Origin of the sequence: Pseudomonas sp. BF-RE-21 (genome assembly GCF_019947305.1) — a bacterium.
GTDB classification, from domain to species: domain Bacteria; phylum Pseudomonadota; class Gammaproteobacteria; order Pseudomonadales; family Pseudomonadaceae; genus Aquipseudomonas; species Aquipseudomonas migulae.
Genome location: NZ_JAGYGF010000012.1, coordinates 50,684 through 71,703, shown reverse-complemented (window position 1 = coordinate 71,703; position 21,020 = coordinate 50,684). Strand labels below are relative to the sequence as shown.

General features: G+C 61.0%; 20 protein-coding genes. 10 read left to right on the top strand and 10 right to left on the bottom strand.

Features of this window, described 5'->3' with window-relative positions; genetic code table 11:
- Positions 1–9: 9 nt before the first annotated feature.
- The 3 genes from KGB25_RS11370 to KGB25_RS11360 form a co-directional block, all read right to left on the bottom strand.
- Complete coding sequence (locus KGB25_RS11370; RefSeq protein WP_223434979.1) at positions 10–1,725, bottom strand: amidase; 1,716 nt, start codon at positions 1,723–1,725, stop codon at positions 10–12.
- Positions 1,726–1,859: 134 nt separating this feature from the next.
- Positions 1,860–2,378: a G/U mismatch-specific DNA glycosylase gene (gene mug / locus KGB25_RS11365; RefSeq protein WP_207286180.1), complete on the bottom strand. Its 519-nt coding sequence runs from the start codon at positions 2,376–2,378 to the stop codon at positions 1,860–1,862.
- 8 nt (positions 2,379–2,386) lie between these two features.
- Complete coding sequence (locus tag KGB25_RS11360) at positions 2,387–3,010, bottom strand: TetR/AcrR family transcriptional regulator (RefSeq protein ID WP_207286147.1); 624 nt, start codon at positions 3,008–3,010, stop codon at positions 2,387–2,389.
- Between the two features lie 226 nt (positions 3,011–3,236).
- On the opposite strand from KGB25_RS11360, the gene KGB25_RS11355 reads away from it, so the two are divergent.
- The 5 genes from KGB25_RS11355 (at position 3,237) to KGB25_RS11335 (ending at position 9,351) form a co-directional block, all read left to right on the top strand.
- Positions 3,237–4,373 carry an HlyD family secretion protein gene (locus tag KGB25_RS11355; RefSeq protein ID WP_223434978.1) on the top strand — a complete coding sequence of 379 codons (1,137 nt, stop codon included), beginning with the start codon at positions 3,237–3,239 and terminating at the stop codon, positions 4,371–4,373.
- The gene (locus KGB25_RS11350) at positions 4,373–5,866 is read left to right on the top strand and encodes a DHA2 family efflux MFS transporter permease subunit (protein WP_223434977.1); all 1,494 of its coding nucleotides are present in this window, start codon (positions 4,373–4,375) and stop codon (positions 5,864–5,866) included. Before KGB25_RS11355 ends, KGB25_RS11350 begins: the two co-directional genes overlap by 1 nt.
- A gap of 19 nt (positions 5,867–5,885) precedes the next feature.
- Positions 5,886–7,364 carry an efflux transporter outer membrane subunit gene (locus KGB25_RS11345; RefSeq protein WP_223434976.1) on the top strand — a complete coding sequence of 493 codons (1,479 nt, stop codon included), beginning with the start codon at positions 5,886–5,888 and terminating at the stop codon, positions 7,362–7,364.
- Positions 7,365–7,395: 31 nt separating this feature from the next.
- Entirely contained in the window at positions 7,396–8,346 is a 951-nt protein-coding gene (locus KGB25_RS11340) for an aldo/keto reductase (protein ID WP_223434975.1), read from the top strand.
- A gap of 66 nt (positions 8,347–8,412) precedes the next feature.
- Positions 8,413–9,351, top strand: coding sequence for a LysR family transcriptional regulator (locus KGB25_RS11335; RefSeq protein WP_223434974.1), 939 nt, complete (start codon positions 8,413–8,415; stop codon positions 9,349–9,351).
- Positions 9,352–9,399: 48 nt separating this feature from the next.
- Here KGB25_RS11335 and KGB25_RS11330 read toward each other — a convergent pair whose 3' ends face one another.
- Entirely contained in the window at positions 9,400–9,672 is a 273-nt protein-coding gene (locus KGB25_RS11330; RefSeq protein WP_223434973.1) for a DUF2790 domain-containing protein, read from the bottom strand.
- A gap of 247 nt (positions 9,673–9,919) precedes the next feature.
- Here KGB25_RS11330 and solA point away from each other — a divergent pair, with 247 nt between their 5' ends.
- Together solA and KGB25_RS11320 are read left to right on the top strand one after the other, a co-directional pair.
- Positions 9,920–11,080, top strand: coding sequence for an N-methyl-L-tryptophan oxidase (solA, locus tag KGB25_RS11325; protein WP_223434972.1), 1,161 nt, complete (start codon positions 9,920–9,922; stop codon positions 11,078–11,080).
- A 511-nt stretch (positions 11,081–11,591) separates the two neighbouring features.
- Complete coding sequence (locus KGB25_RS11320; RefSeq protein WP_008033343.1) at positions 11,592–11,927, top strand: hypothetical protein; 336 nt, start codon at positions 11,592–11,594, stop codon at positions 11,925–11,927.
- A 51-nt stretch (positions 11,928–11,978) separates the two neighbouring features.
- Here KGB25_RS11320 and KGB25_RS11315 read toward each other — a convergent pair whose 3' ends face one another.
- The 6 genes from KGB25_RS11315 to KGB25_RS11290 form a co-directional block, all read right to left on the bottom strand.
- Complete coding sequence (locus tag KGB25_RS11315) at positions 11,979–12,398, bottom strand: organic hydroperoxide resistance protein (protein WP_223434971.1); 420 nt, start codon at positions 12,396–12,398, stop codon at positions 11,979–11,981.
- A gap of 219 nt (positions 12,399–12,617) precedes the next feature.
- The gene (locus KGB25_RS11310; protein ID WP_223434970.1) at positions 12,618–14,174 is read right to left on the bottom strand and encodes an amino acid permease; all 1,557 of its coding nucleotides are present in this window, start codon (positions 14,172–14,174) and stop codon (positions 12,618–12,620) included.
- A 108-nt stretch (positions 14,175–14,282) separates the two neighbouring features.
- Positions 14,283–15,443, bottom strand: a complete 1,161-nt coding sequence (locus tag KGB25_RS11305; RefSeq protein WP_223434969.1) for an iron-containing alcohol dehydrogenase — start codon at positions 15,441–15,443, stop codon at positions 14,283–14,285.
- Between the two features lie 3 nt (positions 15,444–15,446).
- Positions 15,447–16,838: an aldehyde dehydrogenase family protein gene (locus KGB25_RS11300; protein ID WP_223434968.1), complete on the bottom strand. Its 1,392-nt coding sequence runs from the start codon at positions 16,836–16,838 to the stop codon at positions 15,447–15,449.
- Positions 16,839–16,845: 7 nt separating this feature from the next.
- Positions 16,846–18,219, bottom strand: coding sequence for a glutamine synthetase family protein (locus tag KGB25_RS11295; RefSeq protein WP_008040447.1), 1,374 nt, complete (start codon positions 18,217–18,219; stop codon positions 16,846–16,848).
- 159 nt (positions 18,220–18,378) lie between these two features.
- Positions 18,379–18,864, bottom strand: coding sequence for an adenosine-specific kinase (locus KGB25_RS11290; protein WP_008040446.1), 486 nt, complete (start codon positions 18,862–18,864; stop codon positions 18,379–18,381).
- A gap of 185 nt (positions 18,865–19,049) precedes the next feature.
- Between KGB25_RS11290 and KGB25_RS11285 the strand changes: the two genes are divergently transcribed.
- From KGB25_RS11285 to KGB25_RS11275, 3 genes are all read left to right on the top strand, one after another.
- Positions 19,050–19,439 (top strand): c-type cytochrome, encoded by a 390-nt coding sequence (locus KGB25_RS11285; RefSeq protein ID WP_008040445.1) that lies wholly within the window; start codon positions 19,050–19,052, stop codon positions 19,437–19,439.
- 103 nt (positions 19,440–19,542) lie between these two features.
- On the top strand, positions 19,543–20,250 hold the full coding sequence (locus KGB25_RS11280; RefSeq protein WP_008033332.1) for a TetR/AcrR family transcriptional regulator: 708 nt from the start codon (positions 19,543–19,545) through the stop codon (positions 20,248–20,250).
- Positions 20,240–21,016 (top strand): pyrroline-5-carboxylate reductase family protein, encoded by a 777-nt coding sequence (locus KGB25_RS11275; protein ID WP_223434967.1) that lies wholly within the window; start codon positions 20,240–20,242, stop codon positions 21,014–21,016. Before KGB25_RS11280 ends, KGB25_RS11275 begins: the two co-directional genes overlap by 11 nt.
- The last annotated feature ends 4 nt before the right edge of the window (positions 21,017–21,020 follow it).

Here is a 21,020-nt window from a genome sequence, read left to right as displayed (position 1 = left end):
CGCTCGGTTCTACTTTTTAGCGGCCGACAACGGTGGGGTTCGAGGCGGGATCAGGCGCTTGGTCCCCGTCGACTCAAATGCCGAGGCGAAGCGCAGCAGCGTCGAATCGTCGTAGGCGCGACCGGCAAACGTCAGGCCGACGGGCATGCCGATGTCCGGCATCACGCCCATCGGTACGGTGACCGTTGGCACCCCCAAATGCCGGATGGCGAGGTTGCCGTTGGCCACCCAGATGCCGTTGCTCCAGGCGATGTCCGCAGAGGCCGGGTCGACATCGGCATTCGCCGGCGCAACGTCGGCCACCGTCGGGAACAGCACCGCATCGAGCCCCAGCCGATCCATCCAGTCTTCCAGGTCGATTCGACGGGTTTTTTCCAGCCCGCGCAAGCCATCAGGCACTGTGGAAATCTGATCCCACGGGGTGATGCCGCGCTCGGCCATCCGCACGTATTCGTCCATGCCGGCGACCAGGTCGCCCTCGCGGTTGGGCAGGGTTCCCGGGTCGTGCGGGAAAATCAGCGGCCCGTCGACATCGACCAGACGGTTCAATTTCGGGTCGCCGTTGGCCCGCAGGAAATCATCGAATGCCCAGGCCGTCAGGTCCCACAACTCATGGTGCAGGAACTCTTTCGACACCAGGCCTCGGGTAAACACCGTCGGCGCACCCGGACGATCACCCTCGCAATTGGAGACCAGCGGGAAGTCGACTTCAATCACTTCGGCGCCCGCCGCTTCAAGTGCCTTGCGGGCCTCTTCCCAGAGCCCGATCACCGATGGACGCGTGTTGATGCGCTGCCCCGTCGGCCCACCGATGCCCGGTGCGTCGCTCGTGCCCGCGTCGGGATCGGCGTTGATGTACATGCGCGGAACGCCGAGGCGTTTGCCGGCGAGTGCATCGGTGTTCGCCGCAAGTTCGGCATAGGACGCCGGGCGCACCGAGGCGACGCTCGGGATCGGCACCCAGGGTTGCAGCCGCCACAGATCGCCGCGGGTGTCGGGATCTTCCGCCACCACCACGTCGAGCACTTCAAGCAGGTCGGCCATGGTTCTGGCGAAGGGCACGACGACGTCCATGGTCGGCGTCAGCGGCCAGTTGCCGCGCACCGAGATCACCCCGCGCGACGGCGTGTAGGCGCACAAACCGTTGTTTGAGGCCGGACCGCGACCGCTCGACCAGGTTTCTTCCGCGAGACCGAAGGCCGCGAAACTGGCGGCGGTCGCCGTCCCGGCGCCATTCGACGAACCCGAAGCAAAAGGGGCGGTGAGGTAGTCAGCGTTGTACGGGCTTTCGGCACGGCCGTAGACCCCGCGCTGCATGCCGCCGTTCGCCATCGGCGGCATGTTGGTTTTGCCCAGGCAGATCGCACCCGTGGCGCGAAGCCGTTCGATGGTGAACGCATCGCGATAGGCAATCAGGTGGGCGAAAGCGGGGCTGCCAGAGGCGGCGGTCAGCCCTTTGACCAGATAACTGTCTTTGGCGGTATAGGGAATGCCATCGAGCGGCCCGAGCGTTTGACCTTTGGCCCGACGGGCATCGGACGCCCGCGCTTCATTGAGCGCCTCGGGATTGCGCACCACCACGGCGTTGAGCGCGGTGGCGGTGTCCGGGCCATCGTAGGCATCGATCCGGGCCAGGTAAGCCTGCACCAGTTCGACGGCGGTGGTCTGCCCGGATTCGAGCGCCGCGCGCAGTTCGGCAATGGACACTTCAGTGACTTCGATCATGCGCTTACCACCGGCTGCTGAGGGGTGACGGGTTGAATGTTTCCATCACGCGGGAGCGTTGGCTCAGGGGCATCACTTTTCTCAAAATGGGTTCTCATATCCGTTCTCGTTGCACTGCATTACGCGACAGCGTGCTATTTAACACCAAGTTGGGCCAGATAGAGTTGTCGATACGCGTCAACCAGTTGATCCAGGGTGAAAGCGCGATTGCGGCCACTGGGGTTGGGCAAGACCCAGACCGAGGCGTTACCGAACGTTTGCGACTGAAGCCCCCAGGTCACGTTGCGCTGGCCGGATAACGCGCCATAGGCGGCCTTGCCGAGAAAAGCCACAAAACGTGGCGCATAGTGCGCGATCTTCTGTTCAAACTGCGCAGCGGCGGCGATGAATTCATCCACCGACAACTGATCCGCACGCGCCGTTGGCCGCTCAACCACGGCCGTTAATCCACAGTGATACTGCACGATTGTCCGGTCATCTTCCGGGCGAACTTCCTGCGGCGTAAAACCGGCCAGATGAAGGGTGCGCCAGAAGCGATTGCTGCGGCCCGCAAAATGATGCCCTTGGGCGGCGGCCATCATGCCGGGGTTAATGCCGCAAAAAACCACCGCCAGATGCTTGGCCAGCCTGTCTTCGAGTCTGTTGCCCGTCATGACGTCGCTCAACCGCAGATCACATTGACCGCATTGCGTGCCAGCCCGGTCAGTTCCGCCCGGGATTTGCCCGCCCGCGCACGGATGGAAATGCTGTGCAGCAGGGAGGAGGCGAGTACGGCGAGGGCCGCAGCGTCGACATCGTCCTTGAGCTCTCCTTTATCAATGGCCACGCGCAGACGCGCTTCAAGGTCGGCATCCAGTCGGCTGAGTCGATCCGACAGTACATCGCGAATTTCCGGATCCTCGACGGCTTCGGTGGTCGCCGTGCCAATCGCAAAGCAACCACGGGGTTGGCCGTCACCCGAGAAGTAGATCGATAACTGCCCCTCGTAAAACTGCATCAATGCCTGGCGCAACGTCAGCTCTTCGCTCGTCAGCGCCTCGTGCATGGCGGCGGCGGCAAACTCCCAATACTGCTCAAGCGCTTTGATATAGAGCGCGTGCTTGTCACCGAATGCGGCGTACAGGCTCGGCCGGTTCATCCCGGCTGCGCTGGCGATGCTGTCCAGAGACGCACCGGAATAGCCAGTGTTCCAAAACACACCAAGCGCTTGTTGCAAGGCGGTCTGCGGGTCATAGGCGCGAGGACGGCCGCGTCCTTTGCCTTCGGTAGTTTTATTTTGTGCCATGTCGTACAAAATCCTTGAGTCTGGGGGTGGCGTGGCTATATTCTTACACCATCGCACAAAATTAAGGAACCAGAAATTCCTTGCTTGCGGGTTTGTTGTAGCGGAGCTCGATCGGGGTATTGCGGCTACGAAACAGGTGCGGCGGAGCGATCCTCCCGACCGCACACGGTAAGGCGCTGTTCCAGTGGGTGTTAGCCCGATTTCCCGGTTAAAGGTGTATTCGATCATGACTAAACAGTTCGATCTCTCAGCGACACAGACCCTCGGGCATCCCGGTCCGAACCCGGCTGACGCGCCCGTGAAGAAACCGTTCAAAGCGAAAATGCGGCCCCTGCTGATGGTCGGTGTGCCGCTGCTGTTCGCCGCGTTTGGCTACGCACGCTATCAGGCGGGCGAGCCCTTTGTTTCGACCGACAACGCCTACGCCCGGGTGGCCAAGGCCTCGATCAATGCACGTGTTTCCGGACAGGTCGTCGAGATTGCGGTTCAGGACAATCAGCCTGTGCACAAAGGCCAGGTGCTGTTTCGCCTCAACCCGGAGCCGTTTCAGATCGCGGTCAACCGTGCAGAAGCACAGTTGAGCGTCGCGCGGTTGCGCATCGATGGGCTCAAGGCCAGTTACCGGCAGCAGCAGGCCGAGTTGCAGTCCGCCAGGGAGTCGGCGGATTTCGACCAGAAAGAGTTCGCCCGCAAGAAAGCGCTGGTCGCCTCCGAGTTTGTCTCGCGGGCCGTTTACGAGCGGGCGGACACCGACCTGAAAGTGGCACGGCAGCGCATTGCGTCGATCGAACAACAGATCGCCAGCACCGTCGTCGCGCTCAGCGGCAACCCGAACATCGACGCGGACAGTCACCCGACGGTGCGCGAGGCCAAGTCTCAACTGGACGAGGCGCAGCTCTACCTCGGGTATGCGACGGTGTACGCGCCGGACGATGGCATTGTCGCCAAGGTCGACGACTTGCAGGTGGGCAACTTCGTCAGCAACGGCGCGCCGGCCTTTGCGCTGCTGTCCGATCGTGAGATCTGGATCGAGGCCAACTTCCGCGAGACGCAGGTCACCCATATGCGCCCCGGGCAGGCAGCGACCATCAGCATCGATACCTATCCCGATCACGTGTTCAAGGCCCACGTCACCAGCATGAGCCCGGGGGCCGGCTCGGACTTCGCCCTGCTGCCGCCAGAGAACGCGACCGGCAACTGGGTCAAGGTGGTGCAGCGCGTTCCGGTGCGCCTCGAACTCGATGAGGCCGATCCTGCCCTGGCGCTGTTCTCGGGCACCAGCGCCACGGTCAAGGTCGATACCGGTTATCGCACGCCGTGGTGGCATCCGCTCAAAGCATTGTTGACTGCGGGTGGCGCCTGATGAACAGCCAACAGAGTGGACACCCGGCGGGAGAGGGTGCGCATGCGCTGAGGTTCGCGGCGCTGCTGGCGACGTACATGCAGTCGGCGAACCTGCCTGTTCCGAACGCGGTACTCAGGTTGATTCAGGGCAGCCTGTCGATGACCGACGATCAGGCAGGCTGGATCTTCACCTCGTACCTCGCCGCGAGCGCCATCACCCTGCCGGTCGCGCAATGGCTCGCCGGGCGTTATGGCTTGAAGCTCGTTTATCAGACCGCGCTTGCCTTTTTTGCCCTTGGCTTGCTGCTTGCGACGCTGGCCACGACGCCGCTGGAATTCGTCGGCGCGCGGATCATCCAGGGGCTCGCGAGTGGCGTGCTTGCGCCGTTGTCGATGGCGATTTCAATGGAGACCCTGGCCCTCGAGAAGCGTGCGAAGTTTGGCGCGACGTGGACCGCCATCGTGCTGTTCGGCATCGTCAGCGGGCCGAGCATTGGTGGCTGGGTCGGCGAACACTTCGACTGGCGGCCAATCTTCTACATCAGCCTGCCGTTGTCGGCGTACATCTTCCTGGTGATGGCGCTTTTGCTGAAGGAGAAGAAGGCCGAGCAGCGGCCGTCATTCGACTTCTTTGGCTTTGGCACTTTCACGCTGGGTTTGATCAGCCTGCAAATGCTGCTCGACCGTGGTGAACGCCTGGACTGGTTTACCTCGACCGAGATCTGTCTGGAAGCGCTGGGCAGTGCACTGGGGTTCTATCTGTTCGCGGTGCATGTGCTGACGGCGAAGGTGCATTTTCTCAACAAGCGTTTGTTCGACGACCGCAATTTTGTGCTGTCGACGATCATCTTTTTCGCCGTGGGTTTCGTGCTGTTGTCGACCATGGCGCTAACCTCGCCGATGCTCGACGAAATTCTCGGCTACCCGCCGGACACCACGGGGTTCCTGACGATCCCGCGTGGCGTCGGACTGGTCGGCGCGTTCCTGCTGATGGGGCGTGTTCCCGAGCGCTTCGACCGCCGCGGGTTCGTGGCGGCAGGCGTCACCCTGGTGGTCTATGCCAACTGGCTGATGCTCGGTTATTCGCCGTTGATGGACGAGTGGCCGGTGGCGGTAGCCGGTGCGGTTCAGGGCATTGGCATCGGCGTGCTGATGCCGTCGCTGACCAAGGTTGCGTTCAGCACGCTCGACCCCGCGTTGCGTCCGGAAGGCACCGGTTTGTTCAACCTGTCACGGGTGTACGGCAGCACCCTGGGCGTTGCGATTGTGCAGTTGTTTTTCTTCAACAATACGCAAGCGATGCACGCGGCGCTGGTCAGCAACCTGACGCCTTATCGCGCGGCTGCGCTTTCCGTGCCGACGTCCCTGCAAGCCCTGGAAGGGCTCAACGAAATGATCACGGGCCAGGCGGCTTTTATCGCGCTGATCGGTCAATTCAAGATTTTGCTGGTGGTGATGCTGGTGGTGAGTCCACTGGTGGTCTTTCTTCGCAAGCCGGCTGCGGCCAACTAGTTTTCGTGGAGTGTGCCAAATGAAATCCCATGCGCTCGCAATCAACAGACAGACGCTCAAAACCACGTTCGGCGCGGCGGCAGTGCTGGTGTTCCTGACCGCGTGTACCGTCGGCCCCGACTACCAGATGCCTGCGCCGAGCCAGTCGCAGCACTACGATCAACAAGCCGAACAGCGTCTCGGTCAGCGTGGCAACAAGCAGATTGACCTGGGCCAGAAGGTCCGCGGTGACTGGTGGACGGCGTTCCGTTCGCAGAAGCTCGACACGGTGGTGCGTCGGGCCATTGCGGGCAATCTTGAACTGGTGGCGGCGGATGCAACCATTCGCCAGGCGGCGTCCTCGGTGACAGCGGCGGAAGGTGCGTTGTACCCGCAAGTCGATTTTGGCGCCCAGGCGGGCCGTCAACGGGTTCATAACGCCAAAGAGCCGGCCGTCTCCAACTTCTATGCGATCGGGCCACGGGTCGGTTTTGACCTGGACGTGTTCGGCGGCAACAAGCGCTTGGTGGAGCAACAGGAAGCGTTTGCCGATCTGCAAAAGCATCGTTACGAAGCGGCGTACCTGACCCTGACCGGGAATGTCGCCAGTCAGGCGTTGCTGGTGGCGTCGGCGAATGCGCAGATGCAAGCCGTCGAAAAACTGCTGGCCAACGACGCGAAAAACCTCGACCTCGTGCGCATGGCCCACGCCAATGGCAGCACCACGCAGATCGAAGTTTCGCTGGCCGAAACCAGGCTCGCTCAAGACCGCACGTTGTTGCCGCCTCTGGCTCAGCAGCGCGATTCGGCACGCCACGCACTCTCGATTCTGACGGGCAAAGGCCCGGGCGACTGGATCGCGCCGGACTTCGACCTGGCCGAGTTTGTATTGCCGGCCAATGTGCCTGTCAGCTTGCCTTCTGAAATGGCCCACGACCGGCCGGATGTGCGCCAGGCAGAAGCAGAACTGCACATGGCCAGCGCTGCCGTCGGCGTCGCGACCGCGAACCTCTATCCCCACGTCACGTTGTCCGCGTCGCTGGCACAGGTCGCTTCGGGCAATGGCGGCGCCGCACTTTGGGGCTTCGCGGCAGGGCTGGCGGGGCCGATCTTTGATGGCGGAACGCTCAAGGCTGAACGTCAGGCTGCCATCGACGGCTACAACGCGACACTCGCCGGTTACCAGCAAACCGTGATCAGTTCGTTCGGCCAGGTCGCCGACACGTTGCAAGCCATCAACCATGACGCCGAGGAAAACCTCGCCCAGGAAGACGCATTGCGCGCGGCCGAAACCAGTTTGCGCTTGAACCAGCAAGCCTATGCGCAAGGCGAAAACAGCATTCTCCAGGTGCTGGAAGCGGAGCGCGCTTATCAGCAGGCGTTGCTGGGCCGAATCCGGATCAGGACGGCGCAATACCTCGACACGGTGCGCCTGTACGTCGCGCTCGGCGGTAATTCCGTTGGCGCATTCGAGCAACGGGTGGCCACACGCGAAGCACAGAACCCTGCGTATCAATAGCGGCTGCGGCCCCGACAATTGGAGTAAAGAGATGCCTTACGAAGCCTTTCACGATGCACTTCGCGATCAGCGTTTTGCGCTCAACCATGGCGCGGGTGAAATGCCGGCGGTTGGGTTCGGCACGCTGTTTCGAGATCTTGCGGTCACCACGCAAGCGGTCAAGGAGGCTCTGCACGCGGGCTTTCGTCATTTCGATTGTGCAGAACGCTATCGAAATGAAGAACAGGTCGGCGTTGCCCTGCAAGAGGTGATGGCGACCGGAACAATCCGCCGCGAAGACCTGTTCATCACCACCAAGCTGTGGAACACCAACCATCGCCCCGAGCGGGTTCAACCGGCGTTCGAGGCCAGTTGCCGACGGCTGCAAGTGGACTATATCGACTGCTACCTGATCCATACGCCGTTTGCCTTTCAACCCGGTGAAAACCAGGACCCGAGGGACGAGCAAGGCAACGTCATCTACGATTCAGGGGTCACGTTGATCGAGACATGGAGGGCACTTGAGCGTCTGGTGGATGAAGGTCGGTGCAAGTCCATCGGCTTGTCGGACATCACGTTGCCGGCATTGCAGGCGATTGTCGCCGAGGCGCGGATCAAGCCCGCCGTCGTGCAGGTCGAGTCCCATCCTTATTTGCCTGAATGGGAACTGCTTGAGTTTTGTCAGCAACATGGAATTATCGTCCTGGCGTTTGCACCACTCGGCCATGGCATGGAGCCCAATGTGCTGGAAGATTCGGTGATTACCGGGATCGCCCGGCGCGTGCAGAAGACCCCGGCGCAAGTGGCGCTGGCCTGGTCGGTGCAGCGGGGCGTGGCGTTTCTGACCACGTCGGCGACACCGAGCCACATCCGGGAAAACTTCGATCTGTCCACGCTGCCACACCGGGCGATGCTTGAAATCAAGGAAGAGATCACCACTCGGGTACGGTTCAACTCGGTGGTGGAAACCGGTGTTCCCGGGTTTATTGCGCGCAAGAAGTAATCCGATTCGAGAGGGGCGGCTTTCTGTGAGGTCGCCCTTTTTTATCCAGACCCTTGAGGCCTAGCGATGGACATTTTCCAGACCATGCGTTTTTTCGTGGCTGTCGCCCAAACCGGCAGTTTTACAGCGGCGGCGCAGATGCTGGACACCACCACGACCAACGTTTCCAAAGCGGTGACCAGTCTGGAGGCCCGGCTTCAAACACGCCTGATCAACCGGACCACTCGACGCCTGGCATTGACCGAAGCCGGTGTGCGCTACTTGCAGCGCTGCGAGAAAATTCTTGAAGAGGTGCGTGAAGCCGATGAGGAGGCAGGAACCGCTCACATCACGCCGGTGGGCCGGCTGAAGATTCACGCGATGTCCGCCATCGGCAACCATTACGTGATCGATGCGATTGCCAAGTACCGAGAGACTCACCCCTCGGTGATGTTTGATCTGACCCTGACCAATCGGCTGCCCGATCTGCTGGAGGAGGGGTATGACATGTCGATCGTGTTAGCGCGGGACCTGCCCGATTCCGGGTTTGTCGCTCAAAGGCTGGGCATCACTTACAGCATCCTCTGCGCTTCGCCGGCGTACTTGAAGAAACGCGGACATCCTGATTCTCCAGGGTCGCTTGGCGTACATGATTGTCTGCGGATTGTGAATACGGTCATGCCGGTTGAAAACTGGGCATTCGAGGGGCCGGATGGCGTGGAGACGGTGAACGTTCCGATCTCTCCCTTTCACGTCAACACCGCCGATGCGATGACGGTCGCGATAAAGAATGGAATGGGGATCGGTATTCAACCCATTGCGTCCGCCGTGGACGGACTGAGAGCGGGCACGTTAGTGCGCGTATTGCCGGATTATCATTTCGAGGAATTCAACTTGTTTGCCATCTACCCGTCACGAAAGTTCGTGGATGCGAAGATCAAGACATGGGTGGAGTTTCTGAAAGACTACATTCCGGGTCTGTTGGCCTCCGATGAGGACATTGTCGGTTCGCCAGCAAAACCCTGACAGGCGCGGCAGGCATGGAGTGTCGACCCTCCATCGTCCGCACGCTACTCAACCGTTCGAGCAGCCTGTGCCCATGACTTGATATTGCAGGATATGCCGTTGACCGTGAGAGTCCTCATACGTCATTTGGGCCGGCACCGGCGCGCATTCGTTTGCAATGTCCGACACCGTAATGATCTTCTGAATATCGAGCTTCATTCCGTAGGTGTAACTTTCAACGGGTAGCTGGCCGGCTTCTGCATTGTCGTGACTTTCGTCTGCAAAGGCCTGTGCGGTTAAACTTCCAAGAGCAAGGAACAGCGCAGCTTTTAAAACGTTCATGGTATTCACCTTGGCATCGACTATTTCGGGGTTGTTGCCTGGCGAGCAAGTTGCTGACAACTTCAATGGCTCGCTGGGTTGAGTCGATGCTAGGTGTTTATGGCTTGGCCATATATTGGTCGACCGGACAAACACTGTTGTCGGATTTCACATGAATCCTGGATCGGCAGGCTCAGGCCGCCTGTTTTCGTTCTTGAGTTTTCAGCGGCTTTCAGACTCAAATGGTCCTTTTCGGGACGGTGACGATATGGAACATCGGTGTGAAGTAGCTGTGCTCGGACTCGGCGCGATGGGCGCCGCGACGGTGTATCAACTGGCGAAATCCGGGGTCAGGGTCATCGGCGTCGACCGCCACCATCCTCCCCACACCCAGGGCTCCAGCCATGGGGACACGCGCATCACCCGGCTTTCGGTCGGCGAAGGTGCGGCGTACGTGCCCATTGTCCGCAACTCGCATCGGATCTGGCGTGAACTCGAAGCACTGTCCGGCGAGTCGCTGTTCGAGCAGTGCGGCGTGCTGGTGTTGAGCTCCAGCCCCGGCTATGACGCCAACGATGCCAACGACTTCACGAACCGCACCCTTCAACTGGCGAACACTTACGGCATCGAGCATGACGTGTTGTCCGCCGAACAGATTCGCCAGCGATTCCCGCAGTTTTCCCAGGTGCTGGACACTGCCGTCGGCTACTTCGAACCGAGTGGCGGTTACGTCCGGCCGGAACGCTGCATCGCGGTGCAATTGCAGCTCGCCGAGGAACACGGCGCCACGTTGTTCAAGGGCGAAACCGTCACACACATCCGCTCGGACGAGCAGGGCGTCACCCTCACCACCGACCAGCGCACGATCCGCGCCGACAAAGTCGTGGTCAGTGCCGGCATGTGGTCCCGGGATTTGTTGGGACAGCCGTTCGACCGCTTGTTGCGTGTGTGTCGGCAGAAGCTGTTCTGGTTTGAACAGAAAGAGCACGCGGAGTTTGCCGAGGTGTCACCGACGTTCATCTTCAGCCACGGTCCGGCGCAGTCCTTTTACGGCTTCCCGCCGTTACCGGGCGAGGGCAGCGTGAAAGTCGCGACGGAGCAATACACTGAAAACTCTTCGCCAGACACGCTGGACCGCACCGTCAGCGCCGCTGAAGAACACGACATGTTCGAACGTCAGGTGCGCGGCCGGATCGCAGGCGTGACTTCGCGTGTGGCCAAGTCGGCGGTGTGCGCGTACACCGTCACGCCGGATTCGCACTTCATCATCGACGAGCATCCGTCACTGAAAAACACCCTGGTGGTGTCAGCCTGTTCGGGACATGGTTTCAAGCATTCCGCAGCCTTGGGCGAGGCGGTGGCGCAGTGGTGCGTGCGTGGCAGCAATGACCTGGACCTGTCGGCGTTTTCGTTGAAGCGGTTTGCCTGACTTGCCGATCCCGGCCACCCCGCGAGCCATAGGAGCCAGGCTTGCCGGCGAAGGCGTCCGTGAAATCGCCATCGCCAGCAAGCCGGCTCCTACAGGTTTGGCGTGAACCCCCAATCCCGGGCATCCCCCCAATCCGTAGGAGCCGGCTTGGTGTGAATCCCCAATCCCGGACATCCCTGCGATCCGTAGGAGCCAGGCTTGCCGGCGAAGGCGTCCGTGAAATCGCCATCGCCGGCAAGCCGGCTCCTACAGGTTTTGTGTGAGCCCCCAATCCCGAACATCCCCCTAATCCGTAGGAGCCAGGCTTGCCGGCGAAGGCGTCCGTGAAATCGCCATCGCCAGCAAGCCGGGCTCCTACGGGTTTGGGGTGAATCCATCATCCCGGACACCCCACGATCGCAGGCGCCAGGCTTGCCGAGGTGGGCGAATTGATACTAATTGGCCATCATTTCCGGTAGAGTATGCCCCGCCCGAGAGACGGATCCCGGGCGTTTACCCAAGGAGTCATTCAGTGAATCACCTCAGCAAAGTTGTTGCCGTTACCCTGTTCGGCCTGGTTCTGGCGGGTTGCACCGGCGCCCCGATGAAGACTCAGCAATACGATGCAAGCCAATACACGGTGGTTGGCCACAGTGAAGCGAGCGCCACGGGCCTGATGCTGTTCGGCGTCATCCCGATTCGCCAGAACAGCCGTTTTGTTCGCGCGCAAGACGCAGCGATCAAGGCCAAGGGCGGCGATGCACTGATCAACACCCAAGTGCAGGAAAACTGGTTCTGGGCCTGGGTCCTGAGCGGTTACACCACCAAGGTTTCCGGTGATGTGATCAAGCTGAAAAACGTTCAGTAAGCGATCGCCAGTGCAGCCTGCCGCAATGGCAGGCCGCACTTGTCGTCCCGGTCAGATCAGGTTGATCACGACATCGATGTTGCCACGGGTCGCCTTCGAATACGGGCAGGTCTGGTGCGCGGCATCCACCACCGACCGTGCAACCGCCGGGTCCAGACCGGGAAGGCTGACGTTGAGGCGCGCCTGCAGGAAAAAGGCGTTTTCGGTCTTGCCCAGGTCTATTTCGGTATCGACAGACACGTCAGTCGGCAAAGTCACTTGCAACGCGATGGCTGCCTTGCCCATGGCGCCGATGAAGCAGGCCGACCAACCAGCGCCCAGCAGTTGTTCAGGGTTGGTGCCGCTGCCGGAAGAACCTATGGCGCTAAGCTTGACGTCCAGACGGCCATCGTCGCTTCGTGATTCGCCATTGCGGCCTCCGGTTGTGTGGGTCTTGCCGGTGTAAAGCACGGTGTCGATTTGATTGATCATGGCGGTTCCTGCTGAGGTTGGTGGGCGCTTCTAAATCGCTGTTCATCGGAAAACATCTGAATTTCCGATGTGGCCCACTTTTCCACTTCCATGTAATGCGGATGTGTCCTGAACCGGCGCTTGTGTATCGCCGTGTAAGATCACCCCGCAAAAATACACACTGATACAAATCGACAGTGACTGTAGGAGCGAGCTTGCTCGCTCCTACGGGTAAAGCCTTCACGCCTGCTTGTTCAACGCTGCCTCTGCCGCCGCAATTTCCGCCTGGCGCTTGATGATCAGGTCACCCATCGGCGGCCCCTGAAAGCGCCGCGCTTCAAAACCGAACCAGACGATGGCCGTCAGCACCAGGAAGCCGATGGTGATGTACAGCGCCCAATCGTTCGGTGGCTGGATGCCGATGACGAAGATCACCACCATCGAGAGCACCGAGAGCACGGCGAACAAGGAGTAAAAAGCGTGCCCCATGTTCCACGGCCCCATGGTTGGCCACTTCGAGGTTCCGTAGGCGAACAGGCCCAGCACGATGGGAATGATGAAAGAGAAAAACAGGAAGATCACCGTGCAGGAGACCACGATGGTGTAGACCGGTGTTGCCCCGATCGAGATCACCGACGAGCCCCAGTCGAACAAGACCGCCAGGGTCGCGCCGGTCCAGATGGCTGCCACCGGGCTGCGATATTTCGGCGAGACCGAGGCCAGTGCTTTCGAGCAGGGCAGGCCACCGTCGCGGGAGAACGCGAAGATCATGCGTGACACCGAGGTCACGGTCGCCAGCCCGCAGAGAAACTGCGAGATGAAAATCGCCACGTACAGCGCGAATTTCACGTTAGGGCTCACCTGGGCGTTCATGCCCCAGAAGAACACGTTCCAGCCCTGTTTCGCCGCTTCGTCCATGTTCGGCAGCATCAGCACGAACGAACAGAGCATCACCCAACCGAACAGCAACGACCAGATCACGGACATGACCATGCCGCGTGGCACCGACATCGCGGCATTACGAGTTTCTTCTGAGGTATGCGCCGACGCGTCATAACCGGTGATAGTGTAGATCGGCAACAGCAGGCCGAGCATGAACACCCAGCTGTTCGACACCTGTGGCCAGACACTGCCGCCGGCTTCACCGGAATAGTTGCCGAAAGTCCACAACCGGGCGAACTCATAGCTGGGTGCGGAAATCAGGCAGACGATGGTCAGCGCGAGCGCCGTGGCGAAAATCAGGTAGCCCGAGAAGTCGGTGAGTTTCGCGGTCAAGCCGATGCCCAGATGGTTACACAAGGCCTGGATGCCGGTCAGGATCGCCAGGAAAATCACCCTCACCGTGGTGGTGTCTTCCATTCCCAGCGCCGGTCCGAAGGCGCCGAAAAAGAAGTAATAGGTGCCGACGTTGATCGCGCCGAGCACCGTGACCAGTCCCAGCAGATTGAACCAGGCTGTCAGCCAGCCGGTGAAGCGGTTTCCGAGAATCGAGCCCCAGTGATAGAGACCGCCAGCGGTGGGGTAGGCCGAAGAAATCTGCGCCATGGCCAGCGCGAACACCCCGGAGATCAGGCAACCGATGGGCCAGCCGATGCCAATCGCCGCACCCCCTGCGCCCGAGGTGCCCTGGGCCAGTGAGTTAATGCCGCCTGAAAGGATGCAGATGATCGAAAAGGAAATCGCGAAGTTGGAGAAAACACCCATTCGTCGCGAGAGTTGCTGGGCGTAGCCCATGCTGTGCAGCACCTTGACGTCCTCGTCGTGCGCGTCGGTGCCGGGCTGGCTTGCTGGGTTCATGCTGTGTACCCCATCAGGTTTTGATTCAATCCATTGGCGTGTGCGCAATGGGCTGGCCTTCAACACCTTGTCGTACTGCTCCTTTTTCCAACCGATACTGCTCTGGATCTAAACGCGGCCGTGATAAGCCGCGTCGAAAATGCTGGCCACACCGAGCTTGGTCAATGGCAGGGGATTGCCGCTGGCCGAGGGATCGACAATCGCCATGTCCGCGATCAGGTCGGCCTGCCGGTCATCCACGCCCAACTCAACCAGCGTGTGCGGCACGCCGATGTCTTTGCGCAGCTTGAGCACGAAGGCCAGAAAACTGTCGAAGCCGGGGGAGGGCAGGCGCAGATAAGCCGCGAGGCGGATGATGCGTTCCTCGATGGCCGGGCGATTGAACTGCAACACATACGGCATGAACGTGGCATTGGTCATGCCGTGATGGGTGTCGTACAGCGCGCCCACCGGATGCGAGAGCGCGTGCATTCCACCGAGGCCTTTCTGGAACGCGGTGGCGCCCATCGCGGCGGCGGCGAGCATGTGTGCGCGCGCTTCGAGGTCCGAAGGTGTATGGACGGCGCGCACCAGCGCGTTGGCCACCAGGCGCATGCCTTCCACCGCAATGCCGTCAGCCAGCGGGTGAAATCCGGGAGCGCAATACGCCTCCAGGCAATGGGCGAACGCATCCATGCCGGTGCCGGCGGTGACTTTTGCCGGCATGCCCACGGTGAGTGCCGGATCGCTGATGACCACGCGCGGCATCATTTTCGGGTGGAAGATGATGCGTTTGGTGTGCGTGCGCTCGTCGATGATCACCGCCGCACGGCCGACTTCGGAACCGGTTCCCGCTGTGGTCGGCACGGCAATCACCGGGGCGATGTGGCTGTCGTCGGCTCGGGTCCAGTAGTCGCCGATGTCTTCAAAATCCCACACCGGTCGGGTCTGACCGCTCATGAACGCGATGAGCTTGCCCATGTCCAGGCCGCTGCCACCGCCGAAGGCAACCACGCCATCGTGCTGGCCGGTGCGCCAGGCTTCGAGCCCACCGGCCAGGTTGGCCTCGACCGGATTGGGCTTGAGGTCACAAAACAGCGCGACACCAAGGCCGGCGGCGCGCAACGCATCCACCGCCGCCGTGGTGATCGCCGCACGCCCCAGGCCGCTGTCGGTGACCAGCAACGGGCGCTGGATACCCTGGCTGCGGCAGACCTCGGCCAGCTCGGCGATGCGCCCGACACCGAAGCGAATGCTGGTGGGGTAGTTCCAGTTTCCAGTCAGGTTCATGGCCTACACCTCGTGGCGCAGATGAAAGGATTTGGCGCGGGTCAGGTGCTCGTAGCCCAGGCGCGACAGGGTGACGCCGCGTCCGCTGTTCTTGACCCCGGTCCAGGCCAGCGCCGGGTCGAGGTAATCGCAGCGGTTCATGAATACGGTGCCGGTGGCGATCTCGTTGCCGAGGCGTTCGGCGGCGGCGAGGTCCTCGGTCCAGATCGACGCGCTGAGTCCGAACTCACTGTCGTTCATCAAGGCGATGGCTTCTTCGTCGCCAGTCACCGGCATGATGCCGACCACAGGGCCGAAGCTTTCGTCGCGCATCACCGACATTTCATGAGTGACGTCCACCAGTACCTGCGGCGCCATATAGGCGCTGCCCGGTGCGTCGGCGGGAAACGCCTTCGGATCGATCAGCGCTTTGGCGCCCTCGGCCAGTGCGTCGGCAATCTGTCCGCGAACAAAATCTGCGGCGGCCGGCGAGACCATCGGACCCAGCGTGGTGGCTTCGTCCAGCGGGTTGCCCAACACGTACTGGCGAGTCAAATCGGCGAAACGCTCGACGAAGGCGGGATAGATTTTCTCGTCCACATAGATGCGCTCGACCGCACAGCAGCTTTGCCCGGAGTTGAAGAAGCTGCCGTCCACCAGGTTTTCCACGGCGTATTCGAGATTGGCGTCGGCGCGAACGTAGGCCGGGTCTTTGCCGCCGAGCTCCAGGCCCATGCCGATGAAATCCGTGATGGCTGCTTGTTGGACTTGCAGGCCAGCGTCCACCGAACCCGTGAAGTTCACCTGTTGTACGTCGCCGGTGACGATGGCTACTGCGGTACTGGCATGACTGAGCAGCAGGTTCTGGAACAACCCTTCAGGCAGATTGGCCCGGCGAAAAGCTTCAGCGAAACGCTCGCCGACCAGCAGGGTTTGCGAGGCGTGTTTGAGGATCACGCTGTTGCCCGCCATCAACGCCGGAATAATCGTGTTGACGGCGGTCAGGTAGGGGTAATTCCACGGGGCGATCACGAGCACCGTGCCTAGCGGCTCGCGTTTGATGTAACGCCGAAAACCTGCGACCGGTGCAGGCTCAACGGCTGCAAGCGCTTCGGGCGCAATAGCGATCATGTGCCGGGCCCGCTCTTCGAAACCGCGCAGCTCGCCAGCGCCATAACGCACCGGTCGACCCATTTGCCAGGCCAGCTCCGGCACGATTTCATCTTTCATGGCGAGCATCGCGTCCACAGCGGCACTGCAAAAAGTTGCGCGCTCGCTCAGTGGTCGGCGCTTCCATTGCGCCTGGGCCGTTGCAGCCGCCTCAAGCGCCTGAAGGAGTCGGGCGGTATCTATTTGTTGGCGCTCGACGTACACCCGGCCATCGACCGGAGAAATAAGCTGAATCTTCGCAGTCATGGTGTGCTCAATAGCGCTCGAAGCCGCGCTGCAGTTCCCAGTCGGTGATCCGCCGGTCGTACTCTTTCTGCTCCCACTCGGCGGTGTGAACGTAGTGATCGACCACTTCATCGCCGAACGCCTCGCGCAACATGCTCGACCCCTTGAGGGCGGAGCAGGCATCGCGCAGGGTTTTCGAGACTTCCGGCAAATGCTCATCGAGGTAGGCATCGCCCTCGAACGGGGCCGCGAGTTCGAGCTTCTCGTCGATCCCGGCCAGGCCCGCCGCGATCAGTGCGGCAAAGGCCAGATAAGGGTTGAGGTCGGCGCCGCCGATGCGGCATTCGATGCGGATGGATTTGCTGCCTTCGGCACACAAGCGAAAGCCGGCGGTGCGATTGTCGCGGCTCCATACCGCCCGCGTCGGCGCGAAGGTGCCGGCCTGGAAGCGCTTGTACGAATTGATGTAGGGCGCCAGAAAGCAGGTGATGTCGTTGGCGTACTTCAGCTGCCCGGCGACCCAGGCGCGCATCAGTTTCGACATGCCGAACTCGGCTTTGGCGTCGAAGAACAATGGCTTCTTGGCGTTCTTGTCCCACAGCGAATTATGGATATGGCTGCTGGAACCGGCGGCGTCATAGCGCCACTTGGCCATGAACGTAATCGCCTTGCCTTGCAGCTGCGCGATCTCTTTGCAGGCGTGCTTGATGATGACGTGGTGGTCGGCCATGGTCATGGCATCGGCGTAACGAATGTTGATTTCTTCCTGGCCGGGGCCCCATTCACCCTTGGAGTTTTCCACGGGAATGCCCGACGCTTGCAGATGTTTGCGAATCGCCCGCAGCACCGGTTCCTCGCGGGTGGTCTGGAGGATGTTGTAATCCTCGATGTAATGCCCGGCGGTTTTCGGTTGGTGATAGTTGCGCTGGTGGATCGCCTCGTAGCTCTCATCGAACAGGTAGAACTCAAGCTCCGAAGCGAACATGCCGGTGTAGCCCCGTTCACGCAGGCGCTCGACCTGTTTTTTCAGAATCGCCCGCGGGCTGTGGGGCAAGTCCTTTCGATGGTGATGATCGAGCACATCGCAGAGCACCAGCGCCGTGCATTCCAGCCAGGGCACACGCCGCAGCGTGGACATGTCCGGTTTGAGGACGAAGTCGCCATAGCCTTTGCTCCAACTGGCTGCGGCGTAACCCGGCACCGGTTCCATGTCGATGTCGTCGGCCAGCAGGTAATTGCAGCAGTGGGTTTCTTCGTGGCCGCTGTCGATAAAAAACTCGACCTGGAAGCGCTTGCCGACCAGGCGTCCCTGCATGTCGACCATGCAGACCAATACGGTGTCGATTTCGCCAGCGGCAGCCGCGCGCTTGAGTGCATCAAAGCTGAGGAGGGGCTCGGTCATCACGTCAATCCTGCGTGAAAGGGTTGGGCCTGTCTGAGATAGCTGTTGCAGACGCTCTCCAGAACAACCAAAACCCTGCAGAATCGAGCATCGTGAGCAATAAGCTGATCCAAGCTTAGCCTACTGTTGAAAACTGCAAGTCCTTATGAGCCGCTAAATTCACAGCTTGTAGCCAATCTGCCGCAACAGGTTTTTGCGCCACAGAATGTCTTCGTCGCCTTCAATTTCCTTGGCGCAGAAGCCATCCACCACACCCAGAATCGCGCGTCCCTGTGCTGTCTCGGCGAGCACCACTTCAGTGGGGTTGGCGGTTGCGCAAAAGATCCGGCACACCTCTGGAACCGTCTTGACCGTGTTCAATATGTTCAGCGGGTAGAAGCCGTCACCCAGGAAGATGATGAAGCTGTGCCCGGCGCCGATGGCTTGGGCATTGCTCTGGGCCAGTTTGATCATGGCGGGATCGGTGCCGGACCAGCGCACCATGCATTTGCCCGAGGCTTCGCAAAAAGCCACGCCGAAGCGGATGCCTGGCACTGCGTTGATCAACGCTTCGTGAATGTCCTCGACGGATTTGATGAAGTGGGTCTGGCCCAGAATGAAATTCGTGTCTTGCGGCTTATCGATTTTCTGCGTGATGAGTTGCATCTCGAACACCTCCTTTCACGACGGTGTTGCCAGGGGCTGGCAACCGTTCAAGTCTCACGATTCATTTTAGGAGATTCGCGCCCAGGCCGACGCTTGAGCGACCGGCGCACGTCGGGCGGCGGTAATCGGGTAAGGTAGGCGCGAAAATGCACCGGGTGCGCCGATTGACTTCACTGGAACCGAACATGATGAAAGCTGTAACCCTCACCTTCGTCCTTTCACTGACCGCAGGGGCATTTTGCACGCCGGCGGCAGCGGCGGGGGATGCTGAAGCCGGGGCGAAACTGTTCACGCGGATCTGCGGCGGCTGCCATCAAGTGGGCGAGTCGGCGCGGGGCGGCTTCGGCCCGCAACTCAACGGCATTTTCGGCCGTCCCTCGGGAAGCGTGACGGACTACCAGTACTCCGACGCGATGAAATCCGCCGGCATTGTCTGGACGCGAGAGACACTGACGGCTTACCTCGAAGCGCCGAAGAAAGTGGTGCCCGGCACCCGGATGATTTTCTGGGGGCTCAGCGATCCGGAGAAGATCGAGGATGTGCTGGCGTACTTGCAGACGTTTCAGCCGCAGTAATCAAATGCGTCGTTGAAATGTACGTCGATGTACATTTTGTGTACGCACGAGGGCGTGCAGCGTAGAGTGGAGCGACATTTTCAGAACACGGTGGTACCCGAGGATGTCGCAGACAGGAAAGACACGGACCAAGGCACAGGACGCCGGCTGGCGCGGCTCGGTCAATGGCTGGCTGGACGCCGCCTACGATGCCCTCAAGGAATCCGGTGTGGACGCGGTGCGCGTGATGCCGCTGGCCAAGCGGCTGAACTTGTCGCGCACCAGTTTCTATTGGTTCTATGAGGATCGCGAGCAACTGCTGGCGGCGCTCCTGACCCGCTGGCGCGACAAGAACACCGGCGGGCTGATCAGCCAGTGCGAGAGTTACGCCGAAAGCATTTCCGAAGCCATCCTCAACGTTTTCGAATGCTGGGTGAATCCCGAGCTGTTCGACTCGCAGTTCGAGTTTGCCGTGCGCAGTTGGGCGTTGCAGTCCGCCGAGGTGGCCGATGAAATCGCGGCGGCTGACGAGGCGCGGATCAATGCCCTGGCCGGCATGTTTCGCCGGTTCGGCTACGAGACCGACGCCGCCGATGCGCGGGCCAGGACGATCTACCTCACGCAGATCGGCTACATCTCGATGAAAACCACTGAGGACATCGTCGTGCGTTTCCGACGCATTCCGCAGTACGTCACGGTGTTTACCGGCAAGGCACCGAAGCGTCGCGAGCTCGACCGTTTTTTTGGCAAGTTCGGCTACGCGGAAAAAGAGCCGGGTGTTTTCGTGTCGCTGGTCGACACTTTCGAGGAGGCCACGCCCGATGCCGAATAGAACACTGGGCATCATCGGCGGCACCGGCTGGTTGGGCCGTTCAATCGCTGACGCGGTGCTGGAAAGCGGCTTCATCGCTGCCGATTGCCTGCTGATTTCGAACCGTTCCGGCAGCAGCACGTTCGGGCCAGACGTGCGGGTGCTGGCGGATAACCAGGCGCTGGTTGAACTTAGCGACGTCGTGGTGCTGTCGATCCGTCCGGAGCAATTTCGTGAACTGCAGATCGACGCCCGGGGCAAACGGGTGATTTCACTGATGGCCGGTGTTCCGGCGGCGACCATCAGCGCCGCCATCGGTGCGCAAGTCGTGGTGCGGGCGATGCCGAATGCAGCTGTGGAAATCCGCCAGTCGTACACGCCTTGGTACAACGCCGGTGAGTTGAGCGAACAGGACCGCGAGTGGGTGCAACGACTTTTTGAATGCGTCGGTTCGGCGGACGAAGTGCCCAATGAGGATTGCATCGATTACCTCAGTGCTCTGTCCGGCACCGGGCCTGCTTTCCCGGCCATGCTTTACAGGGCGCTGGTTGAATCGGCGGTGGTCGCGGGGATTCCCGAGGCGATCGCCCAACGTGCCGCGCACGGCGTGGTGGTGGGTGGCGGTCAGCTACTGGCCAGCCGCGATCCCCTGCAAATGATCGACGCCCTCATGGCTTATCGCGGTGTGACGGCAGCGGCGTTGCAGTCGATGGCTGATCAACATCTCGACGCCATCGTGGGCCAGGCTGTACAGGCCGGTGCGGCTGTCGCCCGACGCGGGATGTAAAAAA